We start from the raw sequence: 11,504 nt of genomic DNA on the forward strand, positions 1-11,504 counted from the left end.
AACTTAAGCGCGCTACACGAATCCCAACTCTATTGCTTCAGCGTCGTGAAAGCGTTGAACCGCGGGAGTCAAGTGAAGCCAGAATACGCTTCATTTCATCCGCCTCATCTATGGCTCTTTTGGCCTTGGCTGCTGCCATTGCCGCCTTCTCGGCTTCGATACCCGCTTTGATCGCACGTTCACGCGCGGCGCTACCGGTCCGACCGGTCGCGATTTTTTCTTTGACAGGCTTTACCGTACGCTTGGCTTTGGGGCTTGCAGTTACAGCACTAACAGGCGCAGCGCCGACGCCGGGACGGGGCTTCGGCTTGGGTTTGCTCAGAGACGCTTTGGTCGCACCGGGTAACACCGTGGTGATTCCCGCAAGACTTTTCGCGTTATAGGTGTCCAGCGCTTCCTCCACCTGCTCCTGTAGCTCCTGGCGATCCTCGGCTACGGCAAACAGGCTTACAGAATAACAATCCGGGCCGAAAACCTTCAGCTCCCGATAAAATGGATGATCAATCCCCAGCGGCAGAGCGTCCTGAAACTGTTTAAAGCGGGCTTCCGGCGATACGCCTTCACGGGCGGTGCCCACCCAAACATCATCGGTCACTTCATTGGTAAGGGTAAATACGATCATAGAACCTCAGTCAACGTCATAGAGATCAAAAGTGAGTTGCCAGTCCACATTTATCTGAATGGCCAAAAGGCCGGGCATTCTAATGATTTAAAAATAAATGTGCAGACTTGACTTGAAGAGCACGGCCAATAGATCTCCACCCCCAAATAAATCACTGAAAAACCGGTGTTCCCCGGTATTTTTTAGCCCAGCATGGCAACTCCTCTGAGAAATTTTGCGGATTTTCTGCCCACCTCGTGATCACGGGAAACACATCGATCAGCTTGCCGACATCTTTAGATGACAACGCATTTTGAATAACAATAATTACTACTCGTTGATGTAGCCCAGCGCACGCAGATGTCATAATTCCCACGCACACACAACCGGCTGGGAAACGATGCCTTGCAATCGCAATACTTCGGAAAGGATTGGTAGCGATAACCCCAAACTAGTTCTCTACCTGCCCCACAAGCCCCAGGCTTATGCGCAGCTACAGAAAGACGCTGACGCAGGGGTTCTCCTTGAGCAAAACTCCAATCACTGGCGGAAAATCGTCACATTGCTGGCGAAGATCGCTAGCCCAGTCGAAACGGACTGGCGCCACTTCAGAGATACAGCGCTATTTGCCGAGACGGCCATCTGCTTCACGCCAGAGCTCATTGGGGGAACCTCATGGCACTGGATTGGGGGCAAGGACAATTTGCATCGATTCGAGCACCTGGTTCACCGGGCACGCCCTTTCGCTGATTGCGACACCGTCCTGATTGACCCGGAAACCTGCCTGCTGATCACACCCTACCCCGACTATCGCCAGCTGACGAACGCGATGGTCGGCGCTATTCGCTCGGAGCTGAGCCGTCTGAGCTTCTACCGCACCTGAGCCGGCCATGACTTGTGCGCCTGGGGTTCTAGTTGTCGGTTCTAATTGTCTATGGCTGGCACCAGAAGTACCGCCTCCCGAATACCCTGATATTCCCCCTTGCCACTACATGCATATACATGTTAAAAATCTCCGCATGAGCAATTCAATCCAAACAGAGACAACCGGCAAGCTTGGGAATGCAGTGACCAAACCTGTCGTAGAGCCATGCCTGGCCCTGAGCCTGCGTAAAGCCAATCGGGTCCTGACCCAGATCTACGACCAGGACATGGCCGCCAATGGCATCAAGATCACCCAATTTGCGATTCTGCGTGCTGTTTACTATTTGGGAGAAACCACTAACCGCAAACTGCAGGAAGTGCTGGTTCTGGATCAGACCACCCTATCGCGAAACCTGAAACCACTGCTAAGAGACGCGTATCTGGAAGCGCACCCGGGCCAGGATCGGCGGGAAAAATATCTGCGACTGAGCAAAGAGGGTAAACGACTCTTCCTGCAGTCTGAAAAAGACTGGCAGCGCACCCAGGACAACTTGAAAGCGCTGCTTGGAGAAAAATTGACAGAAAGATTACTGTCGGTCGGACAAGCCGTGGTTGATCTGAAGGACTCGGCAACCTGAACAAAACCACCCCTTTTTAACCGTGACGCAATGTCAAAATTCCACAACCACCCCGAAAAACATGCATATGCATCTGCAGAAGAGCAGCTTGAATCAAGGAGAGATGATGAAAAGTGCACCACCCACAAGTAAATTACCATCGACACAATCTGGTAGCGAAGCGCAAGTTCCTATCCAGATATTTTCGCACCCAATGGTGCACAATCCGATAAAGCTGCAGCTGGTAATGCGCTACATGGCGAAAGAGTCCCCAGCAATCGCAGAACAGCTTGCACAAATCCAGATCAATACCGTAGCGCTGGAACAGATGGCGCAGCGACAACCGGATTTCTTAGCGATAAATCCAAATGGGCTGCTCCCGGCATTAGTGCATGGGGAGCAGAAACTTTGGGAATCCAATGCCATCGCCCAGTATCTGGCCAACATCTTTGGTTCTCGCCTGTGGCCCGGTACCCCATGGCAGCAGGCCAGCACCTTGCGCTGGCTCCAATGGGAGGCTAGTCGCTGGAGTGCCGTTGCGGGCCCCATTGTGTTCTACCAGGTGTACCTCCCCTTCTGGGGTAACCCGGGAAACCGGGACAGAGCTGAAGAGGCAGTCAAAAAACTTGCTCCATTAGCCGCGGTGCTGGACCAGCAACTTCAACTTTCCCCCTGCATTGACGGCGACAATTACACGCTGGCAGACCTCTGTATAGCGGCTCCGATGATGCATTTCGAGACCGCCGAAATAGACCTGACCCCCTATCCCGATCTAAACGATTGGTACCAGCACATTAGTGAACAAACCTGGTGGCAGGAAGTGAAAACAGAGGTTCTGGCATTCATGCAATCTGCAGCCACCGTTTGACGGCGTACACGAACAAATACATGTATATACATACCTAAACTCAAGGAAGGAGTGTCAAATGACGCATCCAAACAGTGCGGTTACCGCCTATTTCCGGTTCGTCCGCCGCTACCCAAAAACCCTGGTGCTAATTAGCCTTGTAGCGCTAATTGCCCTTTGCTCGTCTCTGCCACAACTGACCAAAGACACCCGCGGCGATGCATTTATGGACCCCGGCAATCCCGCGTTGATCTATCGAGACAAGGTGAAGCAGCAGTTTGGTCTTTCCGATCCTTATGTCATCGCCGTGATCACCGAGCAGGATCACGGCGTTTACGCACCCCCAGTCCTCGAACTGGTGGAGTGGCTTTCGGACAAAAGCCGGGAGCTGGAAAATATTGACCCCGACCGTGTTGTGAGCCTCGCTACCGAGAACAATATTCAGGGCAGTACTTCCGGTATGGAAGTAACCCCCTTCTTTGACCCGCGACCGACAACGAAGGAACAAAGCGATCGCCTGCGTCAGGCCATCGAGGATTTCCCCCTATATCAGGGCAAGCTCGTCTCGCGGGATGGCCGTGCCACGCTGATTATTGCGGAAATGCTCGATGAGGATCAGGCGGAGGCCACCTATACCCGACTGCAAAAACTCATCGAGCAGGCCCCTCACGTGGACGGTGTTACCCTGCATCTTGCTGGAGAAGGAGCAGTAGCGGGGTTCCTCGGCAGTTACATCGACAGTGATGCCGGACGTCTCAATCCCATTGCCGGACTTATCATCACGCTTATCATCGCTCTCGCCTTCCGGCGGCTGGCACCGGCGTTACTGGCAAACGTCATTATCGCCGCATCCGTTCTCACCACCTTGAGCATTATGGCCGTCAGCAAGACCCCCTTCTATGTCATCACCAATGCGCTACCGGTGATATTGATTGGAATTTCCGTAGCCGACGCCATCCATATATTCAGTCGCTATTACGAGTTACAGCTCGACAAACCCGAAACGGCACGCAGCGAACTGGTCATTGAGACTATGTTGGATATGTGGCGACCGATAACCCTGACGACCCTCACCACCATTGCTGGCTTTGTCGGGCTGTATTTCGCTTCCAATATGCCGCCATTCAAATATATGGGGCTATTCACCGCGCTTGGCGTAACCATCGCGTGGCTGTTTTCCATGTTATTCCTGCCTGCTGCACTGACCTGGTTGCAGCCAAAAGTGAGCGCAGGTTTTCTTCACAGCCGACATCGGAGAAATGAGCTTTTTGCCTCAATGATGCAGAAGCTGGGCGGGCTGGGTATCCGCCACCCTGGCTTGACCCTGGGCACGGGAGTTGCGATGGCACTGACAGGATTTATCGCCGCCAGCCAGTTAAAGGTCGACGAAGATCGTATCGAAACCTTCCACCACAGCGAACCCATTTATCAGGCGGATCGAGCGATCAACACGTATTTCGATGGCAGCAACAACCTCGACATTGTGATCGAAACCGATAGCAATGAGGGGCTTTTTGCACCGGAAGTTCTACAGAAAATGCAGGCATTGCAGACATACGCGCTGAGCCTCCCACACGTCAATAACGCGACCTCCATCGTGGATTACCTGAAACAGATGAACCGGGTATTGCAAGATGGACAGCGCGATGCTTACCGGCTGCCTGAAACCCGTGAAGCGGTCGCTCAGTATTTTTTACTGTACTCCGCCTCCAGCGATCCCACGGATTTTGAGGAGGAAGTGGACTACGATTACCGGCAGGCCAATATTCGCCTTCTACTTGATAGTGCGGCCTACCGCCACACAAGGCCTGTGGTTGAAAGTTTGCAACGCTTCATTGAGCAAAACTTCAACGAGCCGGGACTTAGTGCCACACTCAGTGGGCGGGTAACGGTAAATTACCACTGGATTCGCGGCATCGGCGATACCCACTTTTACAGCCTGCTGATTGCTCTGGTACTGGTATGGTTGGTCGCGGCCCTGCTGTTCCGGTCTGCGCTGGCCGGAGTTTACGCCCTGCTTCCGGTATGCGCTTCCATCCTGTTGATTTACTCCACCATGGCCATGACCGGGATTTCACTGGGTATCGGTACATCCATGTTTGCCAGCGTCGCCATTGGTCTGGGGGTTGATTTCGCCATCCATACCCTCGACCGGATCAAGAGTCGACTGCAAATACTGGCCACTACACAGCACACAATAACTGCAGACGAATTGGATCGGGAGCTACTGGCCATATTCCCGACGACGGGTCGAGCACTGCTGTTCAATTTCCTCGCCATTGCCTGCGGTTTTGGCGTGCTCATGTCCAGCAAAGTAGTGCCGCTCAACAACTTTGGCACCATTGTCGCGCTGGCGGTGACGACCAGTTTTATCGCCAGTGTCATGTTGCTGCCGGCAATGATCAAACTGTTCAGACCCCGCTTCGCCCTGGGCTCGCTCTCAATAGCCGAGCATTCTGGTTATGGTGCCAAGGCCACAGCGAACCCTGCAGACATGGGCCGGCTTTTGAGCGTGCTATTCGGCGCACTGGTACTCAGTGGCGGCCTCTCCATTGCCTCTCCGAACGCCGTTGCAGAAATCTCCTTGGAAAATAGCTGGCCAGATACCCAATGGATCGTGGATCAGGTAAACGGTCGGGATGACGGCGAGCAGGTAAGCCGCACCCTCACCATGACGTTGACCGATCGCAATGGAAAGCAACGGGTACGAGAGACACGGGGTTTCCGCAAGTACTATGACAAGGAAAAGCGCTCGGTGCTGTTTTACACCAGCCCCAGCATCGTCAAAGACACGGCGTTTCTTACCTATGACTATCCCCAGGCAGAGAATCGCGACGATGACCAATGGCTGTACCTGCCGGCACTGCGCAAAGTGCGAAGGATTTCTGCCTCCGACCGTGGCGATCACTTTCTCGGTACCGACTTCACCTATGAGGACATAAAAAAGGAGGGGCGGATGGAACCCGCAGATTTCGCCTACAAGGTCGTAGGGAAGGAAACCGCCAACAACCGCGATCTCTTCCATATGGAGGGCGTACCGCATACCCAGTCGATCGCCGAGGAACTGGGTTACGGCCGCACGGAGCTCTGGGTAGACAGCCAGTGGTGGATTGTGGTCAAAGCGCAATTCTGGGATATACGTGGCAACCTGCTGAAATCCCTGCAAGTAAAAGACATTCGCCCCGTCGACGGCATCCTTACCCGTCATACCATGATTATGGACAACCACAAGACCGGCCATCGAAGTGAATTCGTGTTCAGCGATGTAGACTACCTGACTCCCGTCGACGACAGTCTGTTCCGTCAGCGGAGTCTGGGGCGGGGATTCTGACCATGCCCTGTACGCCACAACCGCACCAGTGCTTTCATTCTTCACTCCTCGCAGGCGGGCTCATCCTGAGCTCGCCGATACTCGCCGAAACCGGTGCGCTCGAAAACCTGTCCGGCCAATGGCAACTGGAGTGGGCGGGTAATAAGCAACACAGCCAAAAGCTGGAAGGACAGCTGCAACTGGAGTGGGAGCACCGTTTCAACCGGGGAGTCCTGGACAATACCGCTGTCACAGCCATCGGCCGCCTGCGGTTGGATGCAGAAGATCATCTGTCACTGGATGCCGAAAGTCCGAACTTCAGCCCCGCAAGCAAACCGCTCACCAAGACCGCGCATCGACAACTGGAACTGCGGGAACTGTATCTTGATACCGAGTGGTTTGGCTTGTACTGGCGACTCGGCAAGCAGCAGGTGGTTTGGGGACAGGCCGATGGGCTGAAGGTTCTCGACGTAGTGACGCCACAGAGTTACCGGGAATTCATCCTTGACGAATTCGACGATTCCCGTATCTCTCTATGGATGATCAACGTGGAACGGGAAATCACCGAAAACGCCAGCCTGCAATTTCTATGGATTCCGGACACCACTTATCACGAACTCGCTGAACCCGGTACGATCTACCAAATTACAAGCCCACTCCGCACCCCCTCCCCCCTCAGCGTACAACAGCACGTAGGCACTATCGTCAGCTACCCGGCCGACAAACCAGAGCATTGGCTACAGGACAGCGATGCAGGCTTGCGCTATACGCAATTCTGGCGCGGCTGGGACATTTCCCTGAATTATCTCTACCACTACCGTGACTTTTACGTGCCCTATCACTCTCTGTCACAACCGACCTCAGAAACAGGCGCTACACTATCTATTTTTCCTCAGTACGAACGCGCGCACCTGCTTGGAGGAACCGCCAGCAACGCCTTCGGCAACCTCACATTGCGTACGGAAATCGGCTGGTACAATCACAGTTACCAGATTGCGGCCTATCGCAATGACAACCCGGGGGAAGACAATCAGGGAATTGAAGAGAGTCCGGAACTGAGTTCCGTCATCGGTCTGGACTGGCAGGGATTTAGCGATTCCCTGATCAGCCTGCAGTGGTTCCAGAGCTTGATGACGGACTACCACCCTGGAATGATCCGCGATCGCAGCGAACAGACGCTGAGCGTTCTATTGGAGCGTCAATACGCCCAATCCACCTGGACCTTCAGCCTGCAAGGGCTCTACTCCCTCAATCGCAACGATCAACTGTGGCGCCCCAGGATCAGCTATCTCTGGCTAAGTGATCTGGAAGTCTGGATTGGCGGGGAAATATTTGATGGCACACCTGAGGGGCTGTATGGCCAGTTCGACGGCAACGATCGATTCACCATAGGTTTTGAATGGGGGATTTGAATGGAGAAATTAGCCGGAAATCCACACAGTAGATAAAATCGCTCCCGTGAACCGCCGTAAACCGGTTCCATGGGAGCGCTCTCAAGCCAAAGGATTCCCGTGCTCAGGAGCGCACAGCCGCTCAAAAGGTATACGTCAACGCAGCAAAGCTTTTGAATACGTAACCATCGTCGACAATTGGACTTGCCTTGATCTCATCGCCCAGATATTCCGCACTCACATTGAGTACCATGCGCCAGTGCTCAGTAATCTCGAACATCCCCCCAATACCAACATCTACGGTCACTGTACTACCCACATCGTAGGCCGGCCTTACCGCAGTGGCCGCCCAGCCCGGAACGCCGAAGTCGTAATTTGCCAGCCCCCTACTCAGCCAGTTCACACCAATTGATGGTCCCCAGCTGAGATTGCCGGTTTGAAATCCTTTGGACAGGCTGAGCTGCGCCTCGCCCCCGCCGATTCGGTCGAGTACGTCGTGTTGATAGCGAAAATCCACATCGAAACGATTGGGGCCGTCATAGACCAGACCAACACCCGCCATCAGGGTATTCTCCCGGTCTCCCAGGCCCATGAGTATCGGGCTATCAACTTCCTCATAGGCGCCCACCCGATAACTGGCATTGACCGCGAGCCGAAACCGATCACTCCCCAGTAGTCCATAGCGCAGGCTCGGCCCGACCCACTGCAGGCGCTCGCCAAAGTAGGTAATTGCCGGAATCACCTGCACCACACTGCTGTCGGAGCCCACATAAGGACTGCTGCGCCCGATAACGCCGATCCCCAGGCCCCACTGCCCGGACTCGCCAAGCACGTCATACAGCTCGATATCGACACGGTGCACGCCATCTTCTGACACTGCAAAACTTGCCCGCTGGAAACTCGGCGGCCCCTTGGGACGATAGTTGTTCGACAGACCGATAGGCTCCTTTGGAATCCCGATAAACGTTCTATCGAGCGCGCGATTCTCGTTTTCATCGACGTAGACAAGCAGTGCTATATCCCCGGCGGGAATGCGGTCCAACCGATATACGCCATTCGAACTTACCGCCAAACGGGTCTCTACCATTGGACTGCGAAAATCACCAAACGCATCGGGATTATCGTAAACCTGAAAAACCAGCACCCCTCTCAAGGGAGAATTCTTCAGTTGTACCTCCAGTTCGGCGCCCGATACGCGGGCGATGCAAAGCAGCGCAACAACAATACCCACGGCACATTTCACAACACTCATCGGGACTTTCACTTTTTTAGCAATACAGTTCTCCTACACTACGCAAAATTTCTCCGTTGGATCACCCCAAATTTCAAGTTCCCCTAAAACAAAACGGGCAGCCAGATGGCTGCCCGTTTTCGTTATCAACGTGAAAATCCGCGTGGTGCCGTTCAGTTAACCCGCCCCAGGTTCATCACCTTATTCCAGGCATTCACGAAATCATTGACAAATGCCTGTCCGGAATCGTCCATCGCGTAGTACTCAGCAACAGCCCTCAATTCAGAATTGGAACCAAAGATTAGGTCTACCGGTGTGGCAGTCCACTTGACCTTGCCGGATTTTCGGTCTTTCCCTTCATAAATGCCCTCGCCCTTAGACGATTTCGCCCACTCGTTATCCATACTCAGGAGATTGACAAAAAAGTCGTTGGTCAGGGTTCCCGGCTTGTCGGTGAACACACCGTGCTTTGAATTCCCGGAGTTCGCCCCCAGTGCGCGCATCCCACCGATAAGCACCGTCATTTCAGGCACGGTAAGCGTCAACAGATCAGCGCGATCCACCAGCATTTTGGCCGGCGGGACAGAGTTGTCCTTGCCGTAGTAATTGCGGAAGCCATCTGCTCTCGGCTCAAGCCAGCCAAACGATTCTACATCGGTCATTTCCGCGGTGGCGTCTGTGCGGCCCGGCTTGAATGGGACATGGATGTTTTTCCCGGCCTTCTTGGCCGCCTGCTCGATGGCCGCATTACCTGCCACAACAATCGTGTCTGCGAGAGAGACCTGCTTGCCGCCACCAAGCGACTTATTAAAGTCCTGCTGAATGGCTTGCAGCTTACCCAGCACTTTTGTCAGCTCCTGAGGGTCATTTACCGGCCAGTCTTTCTGTGGCTCCAGCCGAATGCGCGCGCCATTCGCACCGCCGCGCATATCGGAACCGCGGAAAGTTGAGGCCGAAGCCCAGGCCGTCCGCACAAGCTCAGGAACCGTCAATCCGGAGGCGAGAATTTTGCCTTTCAGGGCTAAAACGTCACGCTCATCCACCATCTTGTAATCGGCTGCCGGAACAGGGTCTTGCCACAGCAGATCTTCTTTCGGTATCTCCGGCCCCAGATAACGAGCTTTGGGCCCCATATCCCGGTGAGTGAGTTTGAACCAGGCCCTTGCGAAGGCATCTTCCAGTTCCTTCGGGTTGTCCTTGAAGCGCTCAGAAATCTTGCGGTAGGCAGGGTCTTCCTTTAAGGACAAGTCCGTCGTCAGCATGATCGGGGCATGCCGTTTATCCTTGAGATGCGCATCCGGTACCATATTGGCGGCATTGGGGTCTGTGGGTATCCAGACGGTGCCACCGCCAGGTCCCTTGCTTTTCGTCCACTCGAATCGGTATAGATTGTCCAGGAAGTTGTGGCTCCACTGCGCCGGCGTGATCGTCCAGGCGCCTTCGAGACCGCTGGTGAAGGTATCCTCAGCGTTCCCCTTGCCACATTTGTTTTTCCAGCCGAAGTCCTGCTGCTCGATCGGGGCGGCGGCCGGCTCTTTACCGACACAGTCCGCCTTAACCGCGCCGTGGGTCTTACCGAACGCGTGTCCCCCGGCAATCAACGCGACGGTCTCCTCGTCGTTCATGGCCATACGACCGAACGAGAGGCGAATTTTTTCTGCTGCCAATTTGGGATCGAGACTATGCCCGGGTCCTTCCGGGTTTACATAGATCAGGCCCATTACGGTGGCGGCCAGTTGGCGGTCGAGATTTTTGCCCTTAAAGCGCTTTTCATAGTCCAGCATCTGGGTTTCCGGCCCCCAGTAGACCAGTTCCGGCTCCCAGTCATCTTGCCGGCCTCCCGCAAAGCCAAAGGTCTTGAAGCCCATGGTTTCCAGAGACACGTTGCCGGTAAGTATCATCAGATCTGCCCAGGAGATCGCCTTGCCGTACTTCTGCTTGATAGGCCACAGCAGTCGACGCGCCTTGTCCAGGCTGACGTTATCCGGCCAGCTGTTAAGTGGATCAAAACGCTGCTGGCCGCCACCCGCACCGCCGCGGCCATCACCAACCCGGTATGTACCCGCGGCATGCCACGCCATCCGAATCATCAGCGGACCGTAATTTCCATAATCCGCAGGCCACCAATCCTGCGATGTCTTCAGTACCTGCGCGATGTCTTTTTTTACCGCATTGAGATCGAGGCTGTTAAACGCTTTCGCGTAATCGAAGTCATCACCCATTGGATTCGAGGATTTAGCGTGGTCCCTCAGGGGTGAAAGGTCCAGTTGATCCGGCCACCAGAACTGATTCGACTTGGGTTCGCCAGGCTGGGGAGCCCCGTCCATGGGTTTATCCTGTGCCTGGATTGACACACTGGCGGAAAGGGCCGCCGCCGTTATTGCGATGGCGGCGCATAGTGGTATCGCTTTTTTGCTCATTATCGTGCCTCCTGCGAGAAAACCGCTCGGTAGTAATTGGTAATAGCTGGTTCTGAATATAGGCACTGAACAGGCATTCGTTATTGCAACAGAAATCATTCCACGCCAACAGATGGGTTACATGTGGAAAAATTCCCTAAGGCGACAGCCAGCGGCAATTGCGCAATTCCATCGATAAAACTAACCAATAAACCCGATTGTTTTCCTTATTCGATTCCACCTG

Annotated in this window: 8 protein-coding genes; 5 read left to right on the forward strand and 3 right to left on the reverse strand. The window is 54.3% G+C overall.

Annotated elements, in window-relative coordinates:
• Positions 1 to 37 precede the first annotated feature (37 nt).
• Positions 38 to 622, reverse strand: a complete 585-nt coding sequence (locus tag PVT68_RS03305) for a GIY-YIG nuclease family protein (RefSeq protein ID WP_280321181.1) — start codon at positions 620 to 622, stop codon at positions 38 to 40.
• Positions 623 to 1,001: 379 nt separating this feature from the next.
• Between PVT68_RS03305 and PVT68_RS03310 the strand changes: the two genes are divergently transcribed.
• The 5 genes from PVT68_RS03310 (at position 1,002) to PVT68_RS03330 (ending at position 7,651) form a co-directional block, all read left to right on the forward strand.
• On the forward strand, positions 1,002 to 1,484 hold the full coding sequence (locus tag PVT68_RS03310) for a DUF6942 family protein (protein ID WP_280321182.1): 483 nt from the start codon (positions 1,002 to 1,004) through the stop codon (positions 1,482 to 1,484).
• 184 nt (positions 1,485 to 1,668) lie between these two features.
• Positions 1,669 to 2,103: a MarR family winged helix-turn-helix transcriptional regulator gene (locus PVT68_RS03315; protein WP_280321183.1), complete on the forward strand. Its 435-nt coding sequence runs from the start codon at positions 1,669 to 1,671 to the stop codon at positions 2,101 to 2,103.
• Between the two features lie 67 nt (positions 2,104 to 2,170).
• Complete coding sequence (locus tag PVT68_RS03320) at positions 2,171 to 2,950, forward strand: glutathione S-transferase family protein (RefSeq protein ID WP_280321185.1); 780 nt, start codon at positions 2,171 to 2,173, stop codon at positions 2,948 to 2,950.
• A 58-nt stretch (positions 2,951 to 3,008) separates the two neighbouring features.
• The gene (locus tag PVT68_RS03325) at positions 3,009 to 6,260 is read left to right on the forward strand and encodes an outer membrane lipoprotein-sorting protein (protein WP_280321186.1); all 3,252 of its coding nucleotides are present in this window, start codon (positions 3,009 to 3,011) and stop codon (positions 6,258 to 6,260) included.
• A 2-nt stretch (positions 6,261 to 6,262) separates the two neighbouring features.
• Positions 6,263 to 7,651, forward strand: a complete 1,389-nt coding sequence (locus tag PVT68_RS03330) for a DUF1302 family protein (protein WP_280321187.1) — start codon at positions 6,263 to 6,265, stop codon at positions 7,649 to 7,651.
• Positions 7,652 to 7,772: 121 nt separating this feature from the next.
• Here the strand turns inward: PVT68_RS03330 and PVT68_RS03335 are convergent, their stop codons facing one another.
• A complete protein-coding gene (locus PVT68_RS03335) occupies positions 7,773 to 8,882 on the reverse strand; it encodes a MipA/OmpV family protein (RefSeq protein WP_280321189.1) in 1,110 nt (369 codons plus the stop codon).
• A gap of 152 nt (positions 8,883 to 9,034) precedes the next feature.
• Positions 9,035 to 11,281, reverse strand: a complete 2,247-nt coding sequence (gene katG, locus PVT68_RS03340) for a catalase/peroxidase HPI (protein ID WP_280321190.1) — start codon at positions 11,279 to 11,281, stop codon at positions 9,035 to 9,037.
• Between the last annotated feature and the right edge of the window lie 223 nt (positions 11,282 to 11,504).

This window comes from Microbulbifer bruguierae, assembly GCF_029869925.1.
Lineage (GTDB): Bacteria > Pseudomonadota > Gammaproteobacteria > Pseudomonadales > Cellvibrionaceae > Microbulbifer > Microbulbifer bruguierae.